This window comes from Piscinibacter sp. XHJ-5 (assembly GCF_029855045.1).
Lineage (GTDB): Bacteria > Pseudomonadota > Gammaproteobacteria > Burkholderiales > Burkholderiaceae_C > Albitalea.
Genome location: NZ_CP123228.1, coordinates 4,214,536 through 4,238,924 on the forward strand (window position 1 = coordinate 4,214,536; position 24,389 = coordinate 4,238,924).

The 24,389-nt window shown below is 69.4% G+C and carries 23 protein-coding genes; 8 read left to right on the forward strand and 15 right to left on the reverse strand.

All coding sequences use genetic code 11. The annotated features are described in order from the left end of the window. Position 1: 1 nt before the first annotated feature. The 14 genes from P7V53_RS19870 to flgB all read right to left on the reverse strand — a co-directional run bounded on the left by P7V53_RS19870 (position 2) and on the right by flgB (position 15,808). Positions 2-592, reverse strand: a complete 591-nt coding sequence (locus tag P7V53_RS19870; RefSeq protein ID WP_280151244.1) for a response regulator — start codon at positions 590-592, stop codon at positions 2-4. A gap of 20 nt (positions 593-612) precedes the next feature. Further along, complete coding sequence (locus P7V53_RS19875; RefSeq protein ID WP_280151245.1) at positions 613-4,233, reverse strand: PAS domain S-box protein; 3,621 nt, start codon at positions 4,231-4,233, stop codon at positions 613-615. 10 nt (positions 4,234-4,243) lie between these two features. Beyond that, entirely contained in the window at positions 4,244-5,446 is a 1,203-nt protein-coding gene (locus P7V53_RS19880) for an HDOD domain-containing protein (RefSeq protein ID WP_280151246.1), read from the reverse strand. 30 nt (positions 5,447-5,476) lie between these two features. Then, the gene (flgL, locus tag P7V53_RS19885) at positions 5,477-6,676 is read right to left on the reverse strand and encodes a flagellar hook-associated protein FlgL (protein ID WP_280151247.1); all 1,200 of its coding nucleotides are present in this window, start codon (positions 6,674-6,676) and stop codon (positions 5,477-5,479) included. A gap of 26 nt (positions 6,677-6,702) precedes the next feature. Further along, complete coding sequence (flgK, locus tag P7V53_RS19890) at positions 6,703-8,688, reverse strand: flagellar hook-associated protein FlgK (RefSeq protein ID WP_280151248.1); 1,986 nt, start codon at positions 8,686-8,688, stop codon at positions 6,703-6,705. A 26-nt stretch (positions 8,689-8,714) separates the two neighbouring features. Next, the gene (gene flgJ, locus P7V53_RS19895; protein WP_280151249.1) at positions 8,715-9,548 is read right to left on the reverse strand and encodes a flagellar assembly peptidoglycan hydrolase FlgJ; all 834 of its coding nucleotides are present in this window, start codon (positions 9,546-9,548) and stop codon (positions 8,715-8,717) included. Next, positions 9,548-10,681 (reverse strand): flagellar basal body P-ring protein FlgI, encoded by a 1,134-nt coding sequence (locus tag P7V53_RS19900; protein WP_280151250.1) that lies wholly within the window; start codon positions 10,679-10,681, stop codon positions 9,548-9,550. Before P7V53_RS19900 ends, flgJ begins: the two co-directional genes overlap by 1 nt. Positions 10,682-10,720: 39 nt before the next feature. Next, complete coding sequence (locus P7V53_RS19905) at positions 10,721-11,389, reverse strand: flagellar basal body L-ring protein FlgH (RefSeq protein WP_280151251.1); 669 nt, start codon at positions 11,387-11,389, stop codon at positions 10,721-10,723. Then, the gene (flgG, locus tag P7V53_RS19910; RefSeq protein ID WP_280151252.1) at positions 11,389-12,171 is read right to left on the reverse strand and encodes a flagellar basal-body rod protein FlgG; all 783 of its coding nucleotides are present in this window, start codon (positions 12,169-12,171) and stop codon (positions 11,389-11,391) included. Before flgG ends, P7V53_RS19905 begins: the two co-directional genes overlap by 1 nt. Before the next feature lie 37 nt (positions 12,172-12,208). Continuing rightward, positions 12,209-12,928 (reverse strand): flagellar basal-body rod protein FlgF, encoded by a 720-nt coding sequence (flgF, locus tag P7V53_RS19915; RefSeq protein ID WP_280151253.1) that lies wholly within the window; start codon positions 12,926-12,928, stop codon positions 12,209-12,211. Between the two features lie 118 nt (positions 12,929-13,046). Continuing rightward, a complete protein-coding gene (flgE, locus tag P7V53_RS19920) occupies positions 13,047-14,309 on the reverse strand; it encodes a flagellar hook protein FlgE (protein ID WP_280151254.1) in 1,263 nt (420 codons plus the stop codon). 19 nt (positions 14,310-14,328) lie between these two features. Further along, complete coding sequence (locus P7V53_RS19925) at positions 14,329-14,973, reverse strand: flagellar hook assembly protein FlgD (protein WP_280151255.1); 645 nt, start codon at positions 14,971-14,973, stop codon at positions 14,329-14,331. Positions 14,974-14,975: 2 nt separating this feature from the next. After that, on the reverse strand, positions 14,976-15,380 hold the full coding sequence (gene flgC, locus P7V53_RS19930; protein WP_280151256.1) for a flagellar basal body rod protein FlgC: 405 nt from the start codon (positions 15,378-15,380) through the stop codon (positions 14,976-14,978). Between the two features lie 20 nt (positions 15,381-15,400). After that, positions 15,401-15,808: a flagellar basal body rod protein FlgB gene (gene flgB / locus P7V53_RS19935; protein WP_280151257.1), complete on the reverse strand. Its 408-nt coding sequence runs from the start codon at positions 15,806-15,808 to the stop codon at positions 15,401-15,403. Between the two features lie 142 nt (positions 15,809-15,950). On the opposite strand from flgB, the gene flgA reads away from it, so the two are divergent. The 3 genes from flgA (at position 15,951) to P7V53_RS19950 (ending at position 17,527) form a co-directional block, all read left to right on the forward strand. Further along, the gene (flgA, locus tag P7V53_RS19940) at positions 15,951-16,676 is read left to right on the forward strand and encodes a flagellar basal body P-ring formation chaperone FlgA (protein WP_280151258.1); all 726 of its coding nucleotides are present in this window, start codon (positions 15,951-15,953) and stop codon (positions 16,674-16,676) included. A gap of 103 nt (positions 16,677-16,779) precedes the next feature. After that, positions 16,780-17,091, forward strand: a complete 312-nt coding sequence (gene flgM, locus P7V53_RS19945; protein ID WP_280151259.1) for a flagellar biosynthesis anti-sigma factor FlgM — start codon at positions 16,780-16,782, stop codon at positions 17,089-17,091. A 37-nt stretch (positions 17,092-17,128) separates the two neighbouring features. Continuing rightward, entirely contained in the window at positions 17,129-17,527 is a 399-nt protein-coding gene (locus P7V53_RS19950; RefSeq protein ID WP_280151260.1) for a hypothetical protein, read from the forward strand. Between the two features lie 117 nt (positions 17,528-17,644). Here P7V53_RS19950 and P7V53_RS19955 read toward each other — a convergent pair whose 3' ends face one another. After that, entirely contained in the window at positions 17,645-18,364 is a 720-nt protein-coding gene (locus P7V53_RS19955; protein ID WP_280151261.1) for a FadR/GntR family transcriptional regulator, read from the reverse strand. Positions 18,365-18,480: 116 nt separating this feature from the next. On the opposite strand from P7V53_RS19955, the gene P7V53_RS19960 reads away from it, so the two are divergent. The 5 genes from P7V53_RS19960 to P7V53_RS19980 are packed head-to-tail and all read left to right on the forward strand — an operon-like array spanning position 18,481 to position 24,377. Beyond that, on the forward strand, positions 18,481-19,503 hold the full coding sequence (locus P7V53_RS19960; RefSeq protein ID WP_280151262.1) for an aldo/keto reductase: 1,023 nt from the start codon (positions 18,481-18,483) through the stop codon (positions 19,501-19,503). 23 nt (positions 19,504-19,526) lie between these two features. Beyond that, positions 19,527-20,999 carry an extracellular solute-binding protein gene (locus P7V53_RS19965; protein WP_280151263.1) on the forward strand — a complete coding sequence of 491 codons (1,473 nt, stop codon included), beginning with the start codon at positions 19,527-19,529 and terminating at the stop codon, positions 20,997-20,999. Then, the gene (locus P7V53_RS19970) at positions 20,996-22,303 is read left to right on the forward strand and encodes a sugar ABC transporter permease (RefSeq protein WP_280151264.1); all 1,308 of its coding nucleotides are present in this window, start codon (positions 20,996-20,998) and stop codon (positions 22,301-22,303) included. Before P7V53_RS19965 ends, P7V53_RS19970 begins: the two co-directional genes overlap by 4 nt. Beyond that, the gene (locus P7V53_RS19975; RefSeq protein WP_280151265.1) at positions 22,300-23,325 is read left to right on the forward strand and encodes a carbohydrate ABC transporter permease; all 1,026 of its coding nucleotides are present in this window, start codon (positions 22,300-22,302) and stop codon (positions 23,323-23,325) included. Before P7V53_RS19970 ends, P7V53_RS19975 begins: the two co-directional genes overlap by 4 nt. Before the next feature lie 8 nt (positions 23,326-23,333). Then, complete coding sequence (locus P7V53_RS19980; RefSeq protein WP_280151266.1) at positions 23,334-24,377, forward strand: ABC transporter ATP-binding protein; 1,044 nt, start codon at positions 23,334-23,336, stop codon at positions 24,375-24,377. The last annotated feature ends 12 nt before the right edge of the window (positions 24,378-24,389 follow it).

Here is a 24,389-nt window from a genome sequence, read left to right on the forward strand (position 1 = left end):
CTCAGGAGGGCATCGCGAGCAGCTCGACCGCGGCGAGCAGCCGTTCGGCCTGCTCCGCGATCGGCAGCCCCTGCGCCGCCGCCATGCGCTCCAGCCGCTGCAGCGCCACGCCGCGGGCCAGCGAGTAGCGGTGCATCAGCACGCCGACCGCCATCGCCACGGCGGGCGTCATCGCGGGCTGGTCGTGTGCCGCCGCCTGCGCGGGCGGTTCGGCCTTGCGCGATCCGGCACTCGCGAACGCTGCCTCCACGGCCGGCACGATCTGGCGGATGTCCAGCGGCTTGACGAGGTAGGCGACCGCGCCGAGCGCCTTCACCTGCCGCAGCGTCTCGTCGTCGGAGAAGGCCGAAAGGAACATGAACGGCATCTGGCAGTACTCGCGCAGATAGGCGGCCACATCGAAGCCGCTCTTGCCTTCCATGCGGATGTCGAGCAGCGCGAGGTCGGGCTTGTGCTCGCGCGCGAGCAGGATGGCATCGTCGCCGTTGTCGGCATCGATGACCTCGTAGCCGGCTTGCGCCAGGCCGTGTGTCAGCGTTGCCAGCACCAGGCGGTCGTCGTCGACGACGAGGATCTTGCCCTTGTTCTGCATGGCGCGATTCTCCCCCAACATCATGCGGGCTCGAGCTTCGTGACACCCGGCGGCACGAGCGCCACCGTCGCCACCACCTCGTCGCCCCGCTGCTCGATGCTCAGCTTCGCGCTGCGCCGCGGCAGCAGCGATCGCACCAGCCCGAGCCCGGAGACGCCGCCGGGAAAGCGCGCCACATCGAATCCGGGCGGCAGCTGCGCGCGGTTGCGGATCTCGATGCGCACGCCTTCCTCCCCGCACACCAGCGTGCAGGCGACCTGCACCCCGCGCCCGTCGATGCTGTGCTTGACCGCGTTGGTCAGCAGCTCGTTGACGGTCAGCGCGATCGGAATCGACTCGGCTTCCGGCAGCGCCCACTGGTGCGGCGCCGGTCCTTCAACGCTCAGCAGGATGCCGTGGCCGAAGGTGCGCTGCACCGAGCCGGTGATCGCCTCGACGACGCTCTTGAGCCGCAGCGGGCCGGTCACGCCGACCTGCAGCCCGTAGACCTGCGCGATCGCCTGCACCTGCCCCACCACCTCGGAGATGGCGGGCGCCACCTCGGGCTTGCGCAGGGCGATCTGCTGCAGCAGCCCGGCCACGCCCTGCAGGTTGTTCTTGATGCGGTGATGCACCTCCTTCACCAGCATCTCCCGCTGCGCCAGCGCGGCCTCGAACTTCGCCTGCTGGGCCGCACGCTGCTCGGTGACCTCGGTGGCCACCAGCAGCAGCTGGTCGGGCGGCTGGCCGGGCGAGGCCAGCGGCAGGTAGCGCGCGTCCCAGATGCGGGTCTCGCCGTTCTCCTCGACGCGGTACTCGACCTGCAGCAGACGCCGCGAGCGCAGCGCCTCTTCCATGTCGCGACGCCGCTGCGCCGCGACGTCGGCATCGAAGATCTCCTCCGGCGTGCAGCCGACGATCTCGGCCGGCGTGCGCAGCACGCTGCGCGCGGCGACCTCGTTGACCTGCAGGATGCGCAGCGTGCGGGCATCACGCAGCGTGATGGCCATGGGCGCCGCTTCGATGATCCGCTGCAGCGAGGCCTGCGCCTGCATGGTGCGAGCCTCTGCCTGGCGCCGCCGCTCGATGTCGAGCAGCGCGTAGGTGAGCTGGCGGCCCTCGTCGCGGCCGGTGGCGACCGCGTTGCCGACGATCCAGAACTCGCGGCCGTCGCGCGCCTTCACGCGGCATTCGAAGGTCTCGGCCTGACCTTCGGCAAGGTCGCTGAGGTAATGCTTCTGCCGGAACGGATGTTCCGGCTCCGGCGTGGCCACGGTGTCGATCGGCTGATCGATGAAATCGGCCAGGTCGCCGCCGAACATGCGGCGCGCCGAGCGGTTCATCCATTCGATGCCGTTCGCGCCGACGGTGACGATGCCCACCAGCACGGAATCGAGGATGGCGCGGGTTCGCTCCGCCTGCAGCGCCACCGCTTCCTGGGCGCGATGGCGGTCATCGACGTTGACGTACGACACGATGATGCCGGCCGTCGGATCGCCGGCGGCGACCGCCCGCTTGCTGACCTGAACCCACAGCAGCTGCCCGTCGCGGCGCTTGAGCTGCCGCTCGCCGGTCCAGCGGCCGAAGCGGCGCAGCGCGTCTTCCTCGCGCGCCCAGCTGAGGTCGGCCTGCGGGGTGTCGGCAGACAGGTGCCACAGCGGCAGCCCGGCGAGCTCGGCCGGGCCATGGCCTGTGAGCGCAGCCAGCGCATCGTTCGCCCGCTCGATGCGGCCGCTGCGGACGAAGGCGATGCCCACCTCGGACAGGCTGAACATCAGCTCGCGGTCGCGGGCCAGGATCTCGAGCTCGGTCTGCTGCGCCTTCAGGCGGGTGATGTCCGACAGCACCGCGATCGCCTCGATGGGCCCGCCGGCCGGCCCGCTGCGGCGCACCGACAGCGCGTACCACAGCGATGCCGGTTCGTTGCCGGGGGGCAGCGGCACCTCGAACTCGGTCTCGTAGGTCAGGCCCCGGTTCAGCGCGAGCAGCGTGTCGGCGGCGATGCGCTGTCCCTGCACGGAAGGTCCGAACAGCTCCTGGAGGCTGCTGCCCGCAAGCCCGCCGCCGGCCAGGCCCAGCATCGCCTCGAAGCGCCGGTTGCTGCGCACCAGCACGTTGGCGCGCAGGTAGGCGATGCCCGCGGCGCTGCTCTCGAGGATGGTGGCCATCTCGTGCAGCAGCTGCTCGCTGCGCTGCTGCTGCTGGTGCTGCTCGGTCACGTCGAGCGTGACCACGGAGGTGGTGCGCTTGCCCGACGCCAGCGTCGCGGGCTCCACGCGCGTCAGCAGCCAGCGCTGGCCGAGCTCGGGGTGACGCACGGCGTAGCGCACCTCGGCACGCTGCGCCTGACGCAAGGCCTGCTGCAGCCGCTCGTATTCGGGCAGCGACTCGGGCACCACGATCTCGCGGCTGATCGACTGCAGCGCCGCCGACGACGCCGCATCGGCCGCGCCGGCCTGCGGCTGGCGCTGCCGCACCCACCCGGAGGATTCCTGGAAGGTGGCGATGCCCACGCCCGCGGTGTCGATCAGCGCGCCGATCTGCATCTGCGCGAGGTCGCGTTCCTCTTCGATGCTGCGGTCCTCCACCACCGCCATGTAGCGGCGCTGGCCGCCCGGCGTGCGGTAGCAGCGCACGGTGGAACGCAGCCGACGCTGGGTGCCGTCGGACTGCATCATCCAGCCTTGCACGGCCACCGGGTTGCTGCCCGGCTGCAAGCGTGGCGACGGCCCTCGCGCATCCCAGGCGAGCAGTTGCTGCAGGCTGGCCGATGCCTCCGGGAGCAGCGGCGGGACGTCGCCGACCAGCGCGTCGAACGCCGGGTTCGTGCGCACCAGCAGGCCGGCCTCGTCGAACAGGACCATGCCGACCGGGCTCAGGTCGAACCAGTCGTCGAGCTCGCGCGCCGAGCGGTCGGCCCGCTCGCGCGCCGCATGCTCGGCGGTGCTGTCCTGCATCGTCACGAGGAACAGCGGCGTGCCGTCGTCGCCCCGCAACATGCTGGCCGCGGCGCGGAACCAGCGTTCGCGGCCGCCGGCATCCACGAGGCGGCGCTCGATCAGCGCAGGCCCGCGGCTCATTCTTTCCAGCAGCTCGCCTCGCGCGGCGACGTTCGCGGCGCGATCTTCCTCGGGCTGCAGCTCGACCGGGTCGATGCCGATCAGCGTCTCGCGCGGGTAGCCGGTGAAGTCGAGGTACGCCTGGTTGACGTCGACCATGCGATACGCCGAGTCCTGCAGCGAGGCGGGGAACGGCAGCTGCCACAGCATGTGCATGCCCGAGGCCGAAGCGGGCGCGACCTGGGGCAGCTCTGCGCCGGCCGCCGCGGCTGCCGAGACCTGCAGCCGCAGCGCCGAATGCAGGCCCTCCAGCGGCTGCCAGGCGAGCGTCACGCGTCGCCCGTCCGGCAGATGAGCGGCCGGCGCGTCGCCGGGAGGCGGCGAGCGCCCGTGCGCCATCGCCTGCACGCAGGCGTGCACCCATTGCACCGCGGCCTCGCCGAGCATCGGCTGGAGCTGATCCAGCGGCATCCCGGCCTCGCAATGCAGCGAGCGCAGCGCGGCGGTGTTGGCGAAGGTGATGCGCGCGTGCCGGTCGAGCAGCAGCAGCGCGTCGGAGAGGTGATCGAAGAGCTGGCGCAGGGCCGATGAGTCTGGCCTCATCGCCCGTCTGTCAGTCGAGCTCGGCCGCGGTCGTGAGCGCGCGCAGCTGCGCGCGGTTGATCTCGCTGACGCTCATCATCAGGTTGTCGGCCGCGGCGCGGAAATCGAACAGCGACTCGCTCTCCACCGCCTTCACCAGGTCGAAGTACGGCTGGTACGGACCGGTGTTCTCCACCAGCGCCTGGAACACGCGCTGCGGCACGGGGATGGTGCGCATCAGGTCGGCGAAGGGCTGCTTGAACATGCGGTCGAGCAGCGAGAACACGCCGCAGATGAACATCTCGTTGCGCATCTCGTCGTCGCCGCTGCCGCGCACCAGCTCTTCCATCAGCAGGCCGCGGCGTACCGCGGCGAACATGACCGGCTTGAGGTTGGTGTCCTTGCTGGCGGTGGCCAGCAGCAGCGCGAGCCAGCGCTTCAGGCGCTGGTAGCCGAGCATCATGATCGCGTGGCGGAAGGAGCTGATCTCCACCGACAAGCCGAAGGCCGGCGAGTTGATGTAGCGCATGAGCTTGAACGCCAGCGACGGATCGCGCTTGAGCGTGCCTTCGAGCTTCTCGATCGGCTCCTGCTTGTCGACGCGGTTGATCAGCTCGACGATGACCTGCAGGTCGGTCTGCCCGGCCGGCTTGCCGCCGGCGGTGGACATCGCCACCGCATCGTCGATCGGCCAACCCAGCACCGCGGCCGCGCCGCGATTGAAGCTGGCTTCCATCTCGGCGATGCTGGCGATGCCCGCCTGCACGTGCGAGATGCTGCGCACTGCGCCGTTCGGCGCATGCGGCCCCTCGGTGGCACGCCGGTCGTCGACGAGGTCGATGATCGAATACTTGAAGCAGGGCAGCACCTCGCGCGGCAGCTCCTTCAGCGGGCGGCCCTTCAGCAGCATGGTGTTGCCGTGCTTGTGCAGCGCCAGCAGCGGCTCGATGTTGGCGGGATCCGAGGCCATGAACGCCGGCACCTCGATCATCACGTTGATCGTCGGCTCGGCCTTCAGCAGGTCCTGCAGCAGGCTCTCGCTGGCCACGTTGAGCGACACGCGCGCGCCGTCGGCCGGCCACACGCTGCCCACCGCCCGCAACAGCTGCGACGCATCGAGCGTGGCGTCGGGCCTCAGCGGGAACACTGTCAGCCGGGTGGCGGTGACGGTGCGGTTGCGGTCGATGAATGGCGAATAGCCCAGGGCCACCTGGCCGAGGATCGCATCAGTCAATTGGCCTCCCAGCCCTCAGGCGGTCTGGACTCAGTTGTTCAGGTACTGGAACAGCGAGAGCCGCTGCACCATGGAGTACGACTTCAGGGCGGCATCGTAGCCGCTTTGCCTGCTCTGAAAATCGGAAATAGCGTGCACCATGTCCAGGTCTTCGGCATTTGATCGCTCGGTGCGGCCCTGCAAGTCCAGGCCTTCGTTGCGGTCGGTCACACCGTCGATGCGATTGAGCAGGCCGCCGACGTCGGAGCGGGCCGACGACAGCCGCGTCATCGCCTGGTCGATGTTGCGCAGGTTCATCACGCTGTCCTGCGCGATCTGCGAGTTGCGCTTGCTGCCGGTGGACAGGTCGGCCACCGCTTTGTCGAGCATGTCGAAGACGCTCAGTGTCGAACTCGACGGCCGCAGCTCGAATTCATCGCCGTTGGCCGGCGTGCCCGTCACCGTCACTGCCATGCCGTCGATCTGGATCGCCTTGCCGGGCTGGTAGGCCACGTTGGCCTGCGCGGTCGCGACGCCATCGCGCAGCACCGAGTAGGTGATCGTGCCGGCGGTGTCGGTGAACTGGATCTCGTAGGTCGAGCCGGTGAGCGACGCGGGATCGATGACGCTGCCCGCATCGATCCAGGCGTTGCCGGCGCTGGTGTTGACCCGCGTCTCGAAGATGCCGTTGCCGGTGCGCGCCGCGAGCCAGGTCGCGCCGCCGTCCAGCGTGATCGGCAGCTGCTCGTGGCCGGCCGCCTGCGACTGGCCGGCCGTGCCGCGGTATTGCACGGCACCCGGCGCATCGATGAACGGCGCCTGCGACGAGCCCTGCCCGCCGAACAGGAAGCCGTCCGCGCCGTCGCTGCGGTTGGCGATCGAAAGCAGCTGGTCGCGGATGCCGCGCAGGTCCAGCGCGATGGCCTGCCGCTGCGCATCGCCGTTGCTGCCGCTGCCGGCGGCGATGAGCAGCTCGCGAGCTCGCTGCAGCAGCTCGGCGGAATCGCCGAGCGCCGATTCGGTCATGGACATGAGCGCCTTGCTCGCGTCGACGGCGCGCTGGTTCGCCTCGACCCGCGAGACGCTCGCCAGCGCCCGCTCGGCGCGCGCCGCCGCGGTGGGATCGTCGCTCGCGCGGTTGACCCGCTTGCCGGTGGTGAGCTGCTGCTGCGACTCGGACAGCTCGGTCTGCCGGCGCTGGAGCTGCTGCAGGGCGGAGTCGAAGGCCTGGGCGGTGCTGATGCGGGTCATGGTGCTTCTTCCGGTTCAGTGATGCACTACCGTGCCGCGACCTGCAGCAAGGTATCCATCACCGATTGCGCCACCTGCAGCATCTTGGCCGCCGCCTGGTAGCTCTGCTGGAACTGGATCAGGCGCGCCGCCTCCTCGTCGAGGTTGACGCCGGTCTTCTCGCTGACCGCCGCCTGCGCGTCCTGTGCCACGGTGGCCGACATGTCGGCCGCCATCTCGCCGCTTTGCACGCGCACGCCGATCTCGGTCATCACGTTGGCGTAGGCGTCGGTGATGGTGACGCCGCTGCTCGACGGCGTGCGCCCCACCATGCGCAACTCGCGCAGGTCGGTCAGCGCAAGCGCGTTGCCGTTGTTGCTGGCCGGGAATGCGGTGCGCTGGACGGTGATGGTGTCGGCGGTCCTGGGCACGCCGTTGAGGTCGAGCTGGAAGCCGTTGAGGCTGATGCCCTGGCCGGCCGTCCACGTTCCGGTGCCGCTGCTGGCCAGCGCGTTGGTCGTCGCGTCGCGCAGCTCCCAGCTGTAGGCGCCGCTGTCGTCGGTGAAGGTGAGGGTCGCGGTGAGCTGGGGATTCAGCGTGGTGCTGACCGCCTTCACGCCGGCCACCGTCGCGGTGCCGGTGTTGGCGGTGCCGGTGGCGGCCGTCACCGGCGATGCGGCGGCGATGCCCTTGGGGTCGTCGAGCACGCGCTTCATGTTGAGCGCCGCCGTGCCCACCGGCTGCAGCAGAAAGCGGTCGCCCGCGGCGGGCAGCGGCGCCACCACGCCGAGCTGCCAGCCGTCCACGGTGGCACCCGAGGCCACCGAGGTCTGCACGCCATCGGACAGCCGGGTCACGAGGTAGTTGCCCGGCGTGGCGGGATCGGGCGTCACCTCGTAGGCACTGGGGCGCAGCTGGGTCGCATCGACGATGGAGAAGCTGACGCTGGGCATCCGCGTGCCGCTGCCGTTGACGTACGACGCGACCGGCACGCCGCCGGCCATCGCGTTGCCGCTGGAGGGCAGCACGGTGAGCGCGCCGGTGCCGAAGATGGCGGCGCCCGCTGCCGCCGGCTGTCCCAGGCCCAGGCCCAGCGCTTGTTGCTCGTTGACCTTGCCGGCGAGCGCCTGCGCCATCTGGCCCAGCAGGTTGCGCGCATCGACGAGGTCGCTCGCCTGGAAGCGCAGCAGGCCGCCCACCGAGCCGCCGGTGATCAGGCTGTCGGGCATCGCATGCGTGCCGCTGCCGTCGACGATGCCCAGCCGCACGAGGGCCGGGTTGAATTCGTCGGCCACCGCCGCGAGCGGCGTGACGTCGCCGCCGAGCACCAGCCGCTGGCCGCCGCCGATGAAGACGTTCATCGATCCGTCGCTGGCAGGGATGGTCGTGACCTGCAGGTACGAGGAGATCTCGCCGATCAGGCGATCGCGCTGGTCGAGCAGGTCGTTCGGCGCGTGGCCCGAGCCCTGCGCCAGCGAGATCTGCCCGTTCAGGTCGGCCACCTGGCGCGCCAGCGTGTTCACGGTCGCCACCGCGGCCTTGATGTCGGCGGTGACGTTGGCCTGCAGCGAATCGAGCTGCTCGCCCGCGGCGCGAAAGCGCGAGGCCACGTCGGCGGCGCGGGCCAGCACCACCTGGCGCGCGGCGAGGTCCTGCGGCCGATTGGCGACATCGACGAAAGCGTTGAGGAACTGGCCGGCCGCGTAGCCGACGCCGGCCTCGCCGGTGCCGAACACGGATTCGAGCTGCTTCAGCTGCTCGGCCCGTGCCGCGTCCGCGGCGGCCACCGCGCGGGTCGACGCTGCTTCCCGCGTCAGGAACTCGTCGTGGGCGCGCGCCACCGTCGTCACGTTGACGCCCTTGCCGAAGAAGCCGGCGCCGCTGAACTGGCCGCCTGCCGATTCGAGCTCGACGGTCTGGCGCGAGTAGCCCTTGGTGTTGGCGTTGGAGATGTTGTTGCCGGTGGCCTGCAGCGCCGCGTAGTTCGCGAACAGTGCGCGCGTGCCGAGGTTCATCAATGCGGAGCCGGCCATGTGTCAGATCCTCGGTGTCGCAGGCCTCAGGCCGTGCTGCGCTGCAGCCGCAGCGTGGTGTTGATGACGCGGGTCAGCTTGTCGGCATACGCCGGATCGGTGGCGTAGCCGGCGCGCTGGAGGCCTTGCGCGAAGCCCTGCGCCGACGAAGCGTTGGCGACGACCTGGCCGTAGCGGGGGCTGTCCTTCATCAACCTGGCGTAGTCGCTGAACGATTCGGCGTAGGAGTCGTAGGCGCGGAACCGCGCCGTCACCTTGCGCGCCACGCCGTCGACGTATTCGGTGGTCGTGACCTCCGCGACCTTGCCCTTCCAGCCGGCGCCGGCCTTGATGCCGAACAGGTTGAACGACGGCGTGCCGTCGGCCTGGCGGATCTCGTGCCGGCCCCAGCCGGTCTCGTGCGCCGCCTGCGACACCATGAAGGCCGCCGGAATGCCGCTCTGCGCCTCGGCGGCGCGCGCCGCGTCGCCATGCCGGCTGAGGAAGTCGGACTGGCGCTGCGAGACCTTCGCGGACGCCGAAGGCGCACCGGCGGCCGCGGCCGGCGCGACCGGCACGACCGCGCTGCCGCCCATCTGGCGCTCGAGCTGCTTGGCGATCGCGTCGCTCAGGCCGCCCGGCAACCCGGTCATCCTGGAGGCGAACTGCGTGTCGAGCATCTCGGTCCCCATCTGCGAGCCGGCGTTGTCGAGCAGGCCGGACGACATTGACTGCTGCGCCTGGCGCATGCTCTTCATCAGCTCCTGCATGAAGAGCGCCTCGAACTGCCTGGCGGCCTCCTTGATGGCGGCCTTGGGATCGGATGCGGCCCGCGCGCGCAGGGAATCGAGGTTGACGCCGGATGTCGAGGGCAGGTTCATCAGATGACCTCGAGCTCGGCGTTCAGCGCGCCGGCCGACTTCATCGCCTGAAGGATCGCGAGCAGGTCCTGCGGCGTCGCGCCCAGGGAATTCAGCGCCTTCACCACGTCCGCCAGCTTTGTGCCGGCCGGCATCTGGATCAGCGATCCCGCCTGCTGCGCGATCGTGATGTCGGCCTTCTCCGTGACCACCGCCTGTCCGCCGGTGGACAGCGCATTCGGCTGGCTCACCTGCGGCGTCGAGCTGATGGTGACCGACAGGTTGCCGTGGGCGACCGCGCAGGCTGCCAGCGTCACGGCCTGGTTCATCACCACCGAGCCGGTGCGCGCATTGATGACCACCTTGGCGGCCGGGGCGGCCAGGTTGATGTCGAGGTTCTCGATGTCCGCCATGAAGGCGACGCGCGAGCCGGGCGCGTCGGGCATGCGCACGCGCACGACGCGCCCGTCGACGGCCAGGGCCACGTCGGCGCCCATGCGCTGGTTGATGGCGCGCGCCACTTCTCGCGCGGTGTTGAAGTCGCTCGCGTTGAGGTCCAGCTGCAGCGTGTCGCCCTGGTTCAGCGGCGTCGGCACGCTGCGCTCCACCGTCGCGCCTTCGGGCACGCGGCCGGCGCTCAGGTGGTTGATCTGCACCTTGGATCCGCCCGCCGATGCGCCCGCGCCGCCGACGATGAGATTGCCCTGCGCCAGCGCATAGATCTGCCCATCGGCGCCCTTCAGCGGCGTCGCGATCAGCGTTCCGCCGCGCAGGCTTTTCGCGTTGCCGAGCGAGGACACATTGACGTCGATGGTCTGACCGGGCTGCGCGAAGGCCGGAAGCTGCGCCGTGACCATCACGGCCGCGACGTTCTTGAGCTGCATGTTGGTGCCCGGCGGCACCGTGACGCCCATCTGCTGCAGCATGGCGGCCAGGCTTTGCGCGGTGAACGGCGTCGACGTGGTCTGGTCGCCGGTGCCGTCGAGCCCGACGACCAGGCCGTAGCCGACCAGCGGGTTGCTGCGCACGCCCTGCACGGAGGCGACTTCCTTGATGCGGGCGGCGGCGGCCGGCGCGGGCCACCAGAGCGCGGCGCTGGCGATCAGCCAGGCCAGCGCGACCAGTGCCTTCAGAAGGGTTTCGAGTCGGTCCATGTCGGAAACATTGCGAGGTGTTTCCGATTCTGTTCAGACCTAAATGGGGAGAACGTTCAAAAAGAAGCGCGCCAACCAGCCTATTCCCTGCGCCTCGGCCTGCGCACCGCGGCCGCGATGCTCGATGCGCACGTTGGCGATCTGCGCCGACGGCACGGTGTTGCCCGGCTGGATCGCCCGCGGATCCACCTGGCCCGAGAAGCGCAGCACGTCGACGTTGTGGTTGACGCCGATCTGCTTCTCCCCGGCGATCAGCAGGTGCCCGTTGGCCAGCACGCCGGTCACGGTGGCCGTGATGGTGCCGGAGAAGTCGTTGCTGTTCTCGGTGCTGCCCTTGCCCTCGAAGCTGTTGCTCGAGCTGCCGGCGGCGGCCGCGCGGCCGAACGAGTTGGGCGCGATGCCGGGCAATGCGGTGATGCCGGCGCTGAGCTTGCCGCTCTTGTCGATGGTGCTGGTGCTCTTCTGGCTGGCGCTGACCTTCTCGACGATCTGCACGGTGATGGTGTCGCCGACCAGCCGCGCGCGGTGGTCCTCGAACAGCGGCCGGTACTGCCCGGCCTGGAAGATGGCGCCGTTGCTGATCACCGGCGCGGCCACTGGCTGCGGCAGCGCCGCGGTCGGCTCGGCGATGTCGACCGGCGGGCGCGGGTTGAGCGTGGAGCAGCCGGCCAGCGCGAGCGCGGCGGCCACGAGGGCGAGGCGTTTCATCACAGCTGTCCGAGCTTTTGCAGCATCTGGTCGGAGGTCTGGATCGCCTTCGAATTGAGCTCGTAGGCGCGCTGCGTCTGGATCATCGCGATCAGCTCCTCGACGACGTTGACGTTGGACGTCTCGACGAAGCCCTGCCGCAGCGTGCCCAGCCCGTTCTGGCCGGGCGTGCCGGTGTTGGGCGTTCCCGAGGCGGCCGTCTCGACGAAGACGTTCTGGCCCTTGGGCTCCATGCCGGCGGGGTTCACGAAGCTGGCGATCTGGATCTGGCCCACCGACTGCGGCGTGGACTGGCCGGGCAGCATCACGCCGACCGTGCCGTCGGAGCCGATCGTCACGCTCTGCGCATTGGCGGGAATGGTGATGCCCGGATTCACCGGATAGCCGTTGTTGGTGACGAGCTGCCCGGTCGAGTTGACCTGGAACGAGCCGTCGCGGGTGTAGCCCGTGGTCCCGTCGGGCATCTGCAGCTCGAAGAACCCGTTGCCCAGCACGGCGATGTCGAGGTTGTTCGAGCTCTGCTGCAGGTTGCCCTGGCTGAAGCTGCGCGAGGTCGCCACCGCGCGCGTGCCCAGGCCGACCTGCAGTCCGGTGGGCAGCGTCGTCTGCTCGGTGCTGTTGGCGCCGGCCTGGCGCAGGTTCTGGTACATGAGGTCCTCGAACACCGCATGCGCACGCTTGTAGCCGTTGGTCGAGACGTTGGCCAGGTTGTTCGAGATGGTGTCCAGCTGGGTCTGCTGGGCTTCCATGCCGGTCTTGGAGATCCAAAGGGAACGCATCATGGTGTCGGGTCCTTCGCGGTTCGCTCACATGCCGGTTTCAGCTCATCGACAGCAGCTGCGCCGCCGTCTTCTCGTTGCCTTCGGCCGTCTGCAGCATCTTCATCTGCGCCTCGAACTGCCTTGCCGCGGTGATCATCGCGACCATGGTCTCGACCGCGCTGACGTTGGAGCCTTCGAGCGCGCCGTCCTGCACACGCGCATTCGCATCCGCGGGCAGGTCCGCATCGGCTCGGAACAGGCCGTCGGTTCCGCGCTGCAACGGCGCTTCCGGCGTGACGAGCTTCAGCCGCCCGACGGTCGTGCTGCGACCGTTGGCCTTGGCGCTGACCGTGCCGTCGGCGCCGATGTTGACTTCGCTGTTCGGCGGCACCTGGATCGGGCCGCCGTCGCCCAGCACCGTGAGGCCGTTGCGCGTGACCAGCGTGCCGTCGGCCGACACGTCGAGCGCGCCGGCTCGCGTGTAGGCCTCGGTGCCATCAAGCCCTTGCACGGCCAGCCAGGCGTTGCCCTTCATCGCGACGTCCATCGGACGGCCGGTGGCGGTGACGTTGCCGGCACTCGCGTCGTAGCCCGGCGTGCTCTCCAGCGCATACACCCGCGTGCTCGCACCGCTGCCCTGCACCGGCACTGCGCGAAACGCCTGCAGCTCGGCGCGAAAGCCGACGGTGGACACGTTGGCGAGGTTGTTCGCGAGGGTGTCCTGCCGCTGCATGGTCGCTTTCGCGCCGGACATCGACAGGTAGATCATGCGGTCCATCGTGGTGCTCCTTCGCCGGAAGAACTCACCACAGAGACACGGAGCCACGAAGAAGAATCTCCGTGCTCTGCGTGGCTGCGTGGCTCATGTCTTTCGTCCCTTCATGCCGTCAGCCGCATCAGCGCAGGTTCACCAAGGTCTGCATCACCTGGTCCTGCGTCTTGATCGTCTGCGCATTGGCCTGGTACACGCGCTGCGCCGTGATCATGTTGACCAGCTCGGCCGTCATGTCGACATTCGATTCCTCCAGCGCGCCGGACTGCAGCGCGCCGAGGTTGCCGTCGCCCGGCACGCCGACGATGGGGTCGCCGGTGGCGAAGGTGCGCGCCCATGCGTTGCCGCCCATCGGCTGGAGGCCCTGCGGGTTGCGGAAGGTCGCGATCTCCACCTGACCGGCCGGCTTGGACTGGCCGTTGGAATATCGGGCGGTGACGATGCCGTTCGATTCGAACTGGATGCCGACGAGCTGGCCGGCCGCATAGCCGTTCTGCGACAGGTCGGTCACGCCGAACGGCGAGCCGTACTGCGTGGCGCCGGCCACGTTGAGCGCGACGCCGTTGATCGCCAGCGTCGCGGCGCCGGCCGAATTGGTGGAGGCCGGGATGTCGAGGTTCACGGTCCCGGCCGGCGAGGTCGGAGTGCCGCCGTTGGCCGGGAACACGATGGTGGTCGACGGCGCGGGGTTGCCGCCGCTGGTGGCCAGCGGCGTGCCGTTGGCGGTGATGTAGACGTTCCAGGTGTCGGTGGCTGCCTTCTGGAAGTAGTAGGTCAGCGCAACGTCCTGGCCCTTGGCGTCGAACACCGTCAGCGAGGTCGCGTTGTTGTAGGTGGTCGGATCGGTCATGTCGATCGGCGCGCCCGAGGCCGGCAGCGTGACGGCCGCGCGTGCATCGAGATTCATCTCGAGCTTGATGCGGTCGGTGGGGCTGGGCGTGATGCCGGCGGTGGGCATCTGCAGCGGCGTGGCCTGGCCCGGCAGGATGGTGCCGGCGCCGTCGGCCGCATAGCCCATCAGCTTGTTGCCCTGGCTGTTGACGACGAAGCCCTCGCGGTCGACCTTGAACTGGCCGTTGCGGGTGTACATGGTCGGGTTCTTGCCGTCGGTCACCTGGAAGAAGCCGGCGCCGTTGATGGCGAGGTCGAGCGGGTTCTGCGAGGACGCGATGTTGCCCTGCGTGAACTGCTGCGAGACCGATTCCAGGCTCACGCCGATGCCGATGGCGTTGGCGCCGGCGCCGTTCATCGCGCTGGCGTACATGTCGGCAAACTCCGCCCGCGCGGCCTTGGCGCCGTAGGTGTTGGAGTTGGCGATGTTGTTGCCGATCACCTCCAGGTTCTTGCTGGTGGCGTTCAGTCCGGACAGACCTTGCTGGAATCCCATGGTTGTTCCTTGTGAGTGATCAGTTGAAGGCCTTGATCGAGGCGTAGGGCGTGCTGCCGGTGCGCTCCAGCTCCAGCGTGAGCTGATCGCCGCTGGTGCTGACCGCCGTGACCTTGTCGCGCATCAGCGACACCGAGGACAGCGTTGCCGCGCCGCTGGTGGCGGTGATGCGGAACGTGAGGTTGGTGTCGGTGCCGGCCTTGCTCGTGTCCCAGTCGAAGCTGTGGCGGCCGGCGCTCTGCGCGCCCAGCTGCAGCGTGTCGACGACGTGGCCGCCGGCGTTCAGCACTTCCACCTTCACCGCGTCGGCCGCCGACGTGAGCTCGAAGCCGCCCTGCCCGTTGCCGTCGACGATGTGGAGCTTGTTGCCCGGCACGATCACGTCGCGTCCGACCAGCGCGGCGCCCTGCAGCGCCTGCATCTGCACGAACTGGCGGTTCAGCCCTTCCACCGTCTCGTTGAGCTTGGCGATGCCGCTCACGGTGTTGATCTGCGCCATCTGGCTGGTGACCTGCGCGTTGTCCATCGGATTCAGCGGGTCCTGGTTCTGCATCTGCGCGACCAGCAGCTTGAGGAAGCGGTCGGCGCTGGCCGCGTCGCTGGTCGCCGTGATGGACGAGGCGGCCGGGGTGGTGAGGTCGTTGCCGAGCGAGGAGACGGCCATGATCAGGATCCCATCTGCAGCGTCTTCAGCAGCAGCGTCTTCGTGGTGTTCATCACCTCGACGTTGTTCTGGTACGAGCGCGACGCGGAGATCATGTTGACCATCTCCTCGACCGGGTTCACGTTGCTGTAGGTCACGTAGCCGTCGGCGTCGGCGCTCGGGTGCTTGGGGTCGTGCACACGGCGGCCCGGCGTGCCGTCCTCGGTGATCGTGCTCACCGTGACCCCGGCCGCGCCGGTCGCGCCCATCAGCTGCGTCTGGAAGGTGACCTGGCGCGCCTTGTAGGCCTGGCCGTCGGGGCCGGCCACCGTGTCGGCGTTGGCGAGGTTGGAGGCAACGACGTTCAGGCGCTGGCTCTGCGCGCTGACCGCGCTGCCCGCCACGTTGAAGATGTTGAGCATCGACATGATTCAGCCCCCTTGCCTCTTCATTGGCCGCCGCGGATCGCGTCGAGCATGGTGCGCACGCCGCCGTTGATGAAGCGCAGCGTCGCTTCGTACTTCACCGAGTTGTCGGCGAAGTTGGCGCGCTCGCGGTCCATGTCGACGGTGTTGCGATCGAGATTGGTCTGGCTGGGCGTGGCGTACAGCAGGTTCGCCTCGGCGCGCGCGCCGGCCGGCGCCGCGATGTGGCCCGGCTGGCTGGTCGACAGCGCACCGGAGGCCTGCGCCGCGCCCGTCGCCTGCTGGAGGGCCTGCGCGAAATTCATGTCGCGCGCCACGTAGCCCGGCGTGTCGGCGTTGGCAATGTTGCTCGCGATCAGTCGCTGCCTCTCGGCGCGCAGCCCGAGGGCCTGGCCGTGGAAGTCGAGGTTGTCGGTGAGTCGGTTGATCATTTGCGTGCCTTCCGGGCCCAGGGCCCATGAAGAGATGTGACGCATTGTGTTGAGCGACCCCCGAAACCTAAGCGGGAATAAGCGGGCGATTGGCCGCCATTTCGGCGTGTCGTGCTTGCCCGCGCGCTCCTACAGTGGCGACATGGAATCCTGGGGCTCGATCTCGTCCATTGCGTTTCGCATGGCGCTGGCAGCGATGCTGACGCTCGCGGGCGCGTGGGCGCGCGCCGACGCCCCGCCCTCGCTGGATGCCGGCGTCGAGCAGCAGGTTCGCCAGCTCGCGCTCGCGGGCTCGCAGCCGGGCGCCGGCGCGCGGATCGAAGTGGAGGTGGGGCAGCTCGATGGGCGGCTGCGCCTCGCGCCGTGCCAGCGTGTCGAGCCGCATCTGCCGGCCGGCACGCGGCTGTGGGGCCGCACCCGCATCGGACTGCGCTGCGTGCAGGGCGAATCCCGGTGGAACGTCTTCCTGCCGGTCACCGTGAAGGTCTACGCCCAGGCGCTGGTGGCCGCAGCGCCGCTGGCCGTCGGCCGGGTGCTGGCGGCCGACGACGTCACCGTGGCGGAGGTGGACCTTGCCGAAGACACGTCGGCGGCGATGACTCGCCCCGAGCTCGTCGTCGGACGCAGCCTGGGCCGCGCGGTCAATGCGGGCCAGAGCCTGCGCCAGGCGCACTTGAAGCCGCGCCAATGGTTCGCGGCCGGCGAAACGGTCAAGGTCGTCGCGCTCGGCAGCGGCTTCAGCGTCGCGAGCGAAGGGCAGGCGATGACGCCGGGCCTGGAGGGTCAGCCGGCGCGGGTCAAGACGGAGAGCGGGCGCGTGCTCACCGGCATGCCGGTCGGCGAGAGAAGAATGGAGCTGTCGCTGTGAGGTCCGGGGGGTTGAAAAAAAGTCCTAAAGTCAGCCGCAGCCGGGTCGATACAGCGTCCATGTTGAACGGGTCGGGCCCAGTGCCCAGCCTTTGGAGAACCCCATGAAGATCGGCAGTCCCGCAGACAAACCCCCGGTGGCGCCCGCCTCCACCGGCCGTGCCGCGCCGGGCGACGCTACGCAGAAGACACCCGCCGTCGCCGGCGTGGACACCGAAGCGAGCGCTCAGGTCGAGCTGTCGAGTGCGGCCCGGATGTTGTCCGGCGTCGGCGCGTCGACGCCCGAATTCGATGCCGAGAAGGTCGCCCGCATCTCCCAGGCCATTGCCGACGGCAGCTTCAAGGTGAACGCCGAAGCCATCGCCGACAAGCTGATCGGCAACGCCCAGGAACTGCTCGGCAAGGCCCCTCACTGAAGAACGTGTCGTGCATCCCTCTCCGGTGCAACGCTCCATGACCCAGCCGATTCCGATGCAAGCCGAGCAGCCGATCGATCCGGCGCTCGAGACCACGATGGCCGCCGTCGAGTCGCACCTCGTCGCCCTCGGCGAGGCGCTGCGCACGCGCGATGCGCCCGGCATCGACCATCACGCCACCGAACTGCACCGGGCGCTCGCGCGCGCGGTGGAGCACTTCACCCATGCCGCGCGCCGCGGCGCCGTGCCGCCCGTCCTGCGGCGTCGCCTGGCCAGCGCGAGCGGGCAGGTCGCCGCCCAGCGCGAGTCGCTGGCCCGCGCCACCGCGGCCCTCGATCGCGCGATCGAGGTGCTGATGCCGCGCGACGTGCCGGCGTTGTATTCGCCGGTCGGCTCGACCGAGCGGGGATTGCGGGGCGGGTCGGTTCAGGCCTAGAGGCCAACGGCGAGCCGGGTTCTTCACCACAAAGACATAGAGATTCAGAGCAAGACTCTGTTTCCTGCAGATGCTCTGTGTCCCTGTGGCTCTCTGGTGGAGAGCAACCTTGCCCCATCACAACGCCCGCGAATACTCGCGATGCACCCGGTTCAGGTGCTGCCGCATCGCCACCCGTGCCGCCTTCGGATCGCGCGCCTTCAGCGCCTCGAAGATGCGCCGGTGATCGCGGTTCGTGTCATCGAACAGCGCCGGCGTCACGAAGTGCTCCTCGAAAGCCGCGAACAGCCTTGATCGGCGCTGGTCCCACAGCGTCGCGACCATCTGCACCAGCGCCTGGTTGCCGCTGATGCGGGCGATCTGCAGGTGGAAGTGCCGGTCTTGCGGCGAGTGCGTCTCGCCCTTGACGTGACCCTGCTCCATGCCTTGCAGCGTGGCCTCGAGGTGCACGAGATCGGCGTCGGTGATCCGGGCGGCGGCCAGCGCGGCCGTTTCGGCTTCGATGATGCGGCGCGCCTCGACGACGTCGAGCGGCCCGACCTCGGGCCAATCGCTCGCCGGCATGGCCGCCACCACGGCACGTTGTGCCGCCGTCGGCGGTGGCAGCACGGTGACACCGTTGCCGACACGAACCGACACCCGTCCCTGCACCTCGAGCGCGATCAGCCCTTCGCGCACCGACGCGCGGCTGACACCGAGCTGCTGCGCCAGCTCGCGCTCGGGCGGCAGCAGCGTGCCGGGCGGGAATTCGCCGGCGTCGATGTGGCGCGCGATCACCTCGGCGATGTGCCGGTAGAGGCGCCGCGGTTCGATAGGCTGCAGCCTCGGCTCTGACATGGACTGAGTTGACACCCGCAAACCGTGGAAATAGAGTTCGTGCGGCCCAATGGTCAGGCCTTTGGACCAATATGGCACATCCCCCCGCAGCCGACAAGACCGGAGCGCAGCAACCGATGAATCCCACCGACATCCGCCATCTGCCCCGGACCGGCCACGCGTTGACGGTGCTCGGCATGGGCACCGCGCCCATCGGCAGCCTGTACGCGAAGGTCGATGACGCCGACGCGCGGCACCTGCTCGCCGCCGCCTGGAACGCCGGGCTGCGCTTCTTCGACACCGCCCCGTTCTACGGCCACGGCCTGGCCGAGCACCGGCTCGGTGAAGCGCTGCGCGTGCAGCCGCGCGGCGATTGGACCCTGTCGACCAAGGTCGGCCGGCTGCTGCGTCCGGTGGCGCAAGGCGCCGCCGTCGCCAGCACCGCCGGCTGGGTGCAACCGCTGCCGTTCGAGCCGGTGTTCGACTACACCGCGGGCGCCGTGCGCCGCTCGATCGAGGACAGTCTGCAGCGGCTGGGCACGCACCGCATCGACATCGCGCTGGTGCACGACATCGGCCGCTACACGCACGGTGCCCTGCACGATCGCTATTGGCAGCAGCTCACCGAGGGCGGCGGCCTGCGCGAACTCGAGGCGCTGCGCCGCGAGGGTCTGGTCGGCGCGATCGGCCTGGGCGTCAACGAATGGCCGGTCGTGCTCGACGCGATGGAGCATGCCGATCTCGACTGCGTGCTGCTGGCCGGCCGCTACACCCTGCTGGAGCAGGGCGCGCTCACGCCCTTCCTGGATCGATGCGTGGAGCGCGCCGTCGGCGTGATCGTGGGCGGGCCTTTCAACTCCGGCGTCCTGGTGACCGGCGCACGCGCCGGCGCGAAGTTCGACTACGCCGACGCGCCGGACGACGTGCTGCAACGCGTGCATCGGCTGCACCAGTCCTGCGAGGAGTTCGGCGTGCCGCTGGCGGCCGCCGCGCTGCAGTTCCCGCTGGCGCACCCCGCCGTGGTCTCGTGCATCCCGGGCGCACGCAGCGAGGCCGAGCTGCAGCAGATCCTCGGCTGGGCCGCGCTGGACATCCCGCGCTCGCTCTGGACCACGCTGCAGCAGCGCGGCCTCATTGCGCCTCACGCTCCCCTGCCATGACATTTCGAACGAGGAGACAGACGATGACAAGCACTCTCTCACGCAGTCTCTGGGCGCTCGCCGCCGCCACGCTGTCGCAGCAGGCCGCGGCCCAGGCCAAGCCTTTCGAGGGCGTCACGCTGAACGTGATGACCTTCACCGGTCCGCAGATCGCCGAGCCGCTGCAGCGCCGCGGCAAGGAGTTCGAGGCGGCCACCGGCGCCAAGGTGAACGTCATCACGGTGCCCTTCTCCGACCTGTACCAGAAGCTGCTGACCGATTGGGCTTCCGGCACCAACTCGATCGACGCCGCCCTGTTCGCCCCGCAGTGGATGCCCGACTACGTGACGCCCGGCTACCTCGAGGACCTGTCGCCGCGCGTGGCCAAGGACGGCAAGCTCAAGGAGGATGACATCGCGCCCTTCTTCCGCGACTTCTCGCAGAAGTACAGCGGCAAGACCTACATGGTCACGCTGGACGGCGACTTCCAGATGGCCTACTACCGCAGCGACATCCTGCAAAAGCTCGGCAAGCAGCCCCCGCAGACCTGGGACGACTACCTCGACATCGCGAAGGCGGCGCACGGCAAGGACTTCGGCGACGGCAAGCCGGTGGCGGGCTCGTGCATCGCCAAGAAGCGAGGCGCGCAGTCGTACTGGATGATCACGTCGGTGGCCGGCGCCTTCCTGCAGGCCAAGGGCACGCGCGAAGGCGCCTTCTTCGACCCGGCGACGATGAAGCCGCTGGTCAACAACGACGCCTTCGCCCGCGCGCTGGAGATCTACAAGGAGACCACCAAGTACGGGCCGCCGAACGAGATCAACCTCGACGTCGGCGACACCCGCAACCTCTTCATCACCGGCCAGTGCGCGCTGACGGTCGACTGGGGCGACATCGGCCCGCTGGCCATCGACGCCAAGACCTCGAAGGTCATCGACAAGGTCGGCGCGCTCATGCTGCCCGGCTCGCGGCAGGTGCTCGACCGTGCGAGCGGCAAGCTGGTCGAATGCAATGCACAGCGCTGCCCGCACGCGGTCAACGGCGTCAACCGCGCACCCTTCGCCGCCTTCGGCGGCTGGTCGGGCGGCATCAACGCGAAGGCTAAGCCGAAGTCGAAGGACGCGGCCTACGCGCTGATCTCCTACCTGTCTCAACCGGAGCAGTCGAACGTCGACGTCACCATCGGCGCGACCGGCTTCAACCCCTACCGCGTCAGCCAGTTCAAGGACCTGACGCAGTGGAAGAAGGCGGGCATGTCCGAGAAGGCGGCCAAGGACTACCTCGGCGCCATCCAGGAGTCGCTGAACTCGCCGAACATGGTGCTGGACTTGCGCATCCCGTTCAACCAGCGCTACCAGCAAGTGGCGCTGGACACCGCGCTCGCGCGCTACCTGGCCGGCGAGATCGACACCAAGGCGACGATGAAGACGATCGAGGAGGCGTGGAACGAGATCACCGCGGAGGTCGGCAAGGCCAAGCAGCAGGCCGCGTACCGCGCCAGCATCGGCGCCCAGTGAAGAGCGGCCATTGGCGGGACTGGATCGACGAGCAGTCCGGCCGCCTGTTCATCGCCCCGGCGGTGGCGGTGGTGCTGGCGTTCTCGATCTTCCCGCTCGGCGTCTCGGCGCTGCTGTCGGTGTCGCGCTTCTCGCTGCAGGCCGGTGGTGTCGACCTCGCCTTCATCGGTGCGCTGAACTACCGCAGGCTGCTGCTCGGCTCGCAGCAGTACCACTTTCTCGGCACTCAGGGCGAGCTGCCCGTGTGGGGCGGCCCGGTGCTGGCGCTGGTGGTGGCGCTGTTCGGCGCAGGCTTCGTGCGCTCGATGCGCGGACTGCCGGATGCCCGCCGCTGGACCGCGGGCTCGGCCGGCGCGCTGGGCTGCCTGCTGGCCGCGACGCTGCTCGCCCCGCTGGGGCCGTTCCAGGCCCGCGCCGCGGCGCTCATCGAGGCCGCCGATGTGCCGTGGTTCGCCTGGCTCGGCGGCGTGGCCCTGTCGCTGGTCGCCCTCGCGCTGCTGCTGCAGCGCCTCGCGCCGGGCCGCATCGGCATCGCCGGCTGGTGCGGCCGCCTGCTCGCGGCCACGTTCACGATGGTGCTCGCGATGCTGGTCATCGCGACCGGCGGACGCGGCGGGCAGCCGGGCTCGATGCTGACGACGCTGTTCTACGTGGTCGGCGGCACCGCGCTGCAGTTCGCCCTGGGACTGGGCCTGGCCATGCTCTGCGCGCAGAACATCCGCGGCCGCGACTTCTTTCGCCTGAGCTTCTTCCTGCCGCTGATGGTGACGCCGGTCGGCGTGGCCTACACCTTCCGCATGCTGGCCGACATGTCGGTGGGACCGCTCGCCCCGCTGGCGCGCTGGTTCGGCATGGGTGCCCTGACCTGGGCGCAGGACGCCTGGTCTGCGCGCTGGGTGGTTCTGCTGTCCGACGCGTGGCAATGGACACCGTTCATGTTCATCGTGCTGCTCGCGGCCGTCGAAGGCCAGTCTCGCGAGCAGGTCGAGGCTGCCCAGCTCGACGGCGCATCGTCGTGGCGCGTGTTCCGCGACATCACCTGGCCCGGCATCGCGCCGACCGCGGCCGCGCTGGTGCTGATCCGGCTGATCGAGGGCTTCAAGATCGTCGACCTGCCCAACGTGCTGACCAACGGCGGGCCGGGCATCGCCACCGAAAGCATGACCCTGCATGCCTTCATCGACTGGCGGACCCTCAATCTCGGCGGATCGGCGGCGGTGGCCTACATGCTGCTGTTCGTGGCCACCGTGAGCACCGTGAGCTTCTTCCAGTTCGTGGTGCGACCGGCGCGAGGGCCGCGATGACGCTGCTGCAAGCGTCTCGCCCGGGCGAGCTGTCGACGGCCGGCAAGCTCGCCGTCTACGGCGCGCTGCTGCTGTGGAGCCTGGTGGTGTTCTTCCCGCTGTACTGGGTGGCGATCACCTCGTTCAAGCAACCGGTGCAGGTCTTCGGAGGTCCGCTGTACCTGCCCTTCGTCGACTTCGCGCCTTCGCTCGATGCCTGGCGCTACGTGCTGGTGACGACGGGCGCAGACACATTGCGGCCCTACGTCAACTCGCTGATCGTCGCCACCGCCTCCACCGTCCTGTGCAGCCTGGTCGGCTCGATGGCCGCCTACGGCTTGTCGCGTATCGCGTACCGGCCCACGGTCGCGTCGGTGCTGCTGCTGCTCGCCAGCCTCGCGCTGACGGTGACGCTGGTGCTCGGCGCGGGCCTGTCGCTGTGGTGGTCGCTGGCGGCGGCGCTGGTAGTCTTTCTCGTCGCCTTGCGTCCGCTGCAGCGGCGCTTCCGCTCGCACCTCGGCAACGACGACATCCTGTTCTGGATCGTGTCGCAGCGCATCCTGCCGCCGGTGGTGTCGGCCATCCCGATCTACCTCATGTTCCAGCGCATCGGCCTGCTCGACACGCACCTCGCGCTGATCGTGGCGTACATGACGGTGAACCTGCCGATCGTCATCTGGCTGATGGTGGACTTCTTCGACGGGATTCCGCGCGAGCTGGAGGAGAGCGCCGCGCTCGACGGCGCCTCGCGCTTTCGCATCTTCTTCGACCTCATGCTGCCGCTGGCACGTCCCGGCCTGGTCGCGACGACGCTGCTGGTGCTCATCCTCGCGTGGAACGAGTACCTGCTCGCCCTCTTCCTGTCGACGGCGCACGCCCAGACCATGCCGCTGCTGGTCGCCGCGCAGAACGCGACGCGCGGGCCGCAGTGGTGGACGATGAGCGTCCTGATCCTGCTGATGATCGTGCCGGTGATGCTGGTGACCTTGTTCCTGCAGCGCTTCATCGCGCGCGGCTTGCTGGTGGGAGCGGTGAAAGGATGAGTTCAGCCGTGCCCGTTCGCTTCGACCGCGTCGCCAAGCGTTTCGGCGACGTCGACGTGCTGCGCGACTTCGACCTCGCCGTGCAGCCCGGCGAGTTCGTCGTGCTGCTCGGCGAGTCGGGCTCGGGCAAGACGACCGCCCTGCGCATCCTCGCGGGACTCGAGTCGGCCACGAGCGGACGCGTGCTGATCGGCGAACGCGATGTCACCGACGTGCTGCCGAAGAACCGCGACGTCGCGATGGTGTTCCAGTCGTATGCGCTGTACCCGCACAAGACAGTGGCGGAGAACGTCGCCTACCCGCTCGACGTGCGCGGCGTCGCCAAGGACGAGCAGCGCGCGCAGGTGCTGCGGGTGGCCCGGCAGGTGCAGCTCGACGCGCTGCTCGAGCGCTATCCGCGCCAGCTCTCGGGCGGACAGCGCCAGCGTGTCGCGCTGGCACGAGCGATGGTGCGCCGCCCGGCGGTGTTCCTGATGGACGAGCCGCTGTCCAACCTCGACGCGAAGCTGCGCGGCCACATGCGTGCCGAGCTCAAGCACCTGCAGCAGCAGCTGGGCGTGACCACGATCTACGTCACGCACGACCAGATCGAGGCGATGACGCTGGCACACCGCGTTGCGCTGCTGGAGCGCGGCGTGCTGCAGCAGCTGGACACGCCCGCGCGCATCTACAACGACCCCGCGAACCTGTTCGTCGCCGGCTTCATCGGCGCGCCGTCGATGAACTTCCTGCGCGGATCGCTGGTCGACGGCCGGCTCGCCGGCCTGGACGTGCCGACCGCCACGCGCGCCAGCCTCGCGCAAGCCGTCGTCGGCGTGCGGCCGGAGGATTGCCGCGTGGCGGGCGCCGGTGCGGCGACGCTGGAGGGGCGCATCTACACGGTGGAGCTGATCGGCGACCACACGCTGATCACGCTGGACCTGGGCGGCCAGATGCTCACGGTGAAAGGGCCCAAGGACTTCGAGCGCGCCGACGGCGGACGGCTCGGGGTGAGCTTCTCCCCGGCCTCGACCTATGTCTTCGACGAATCCGGCGGCGAGCGCGTCCGCTGAAAAGGAGCCACG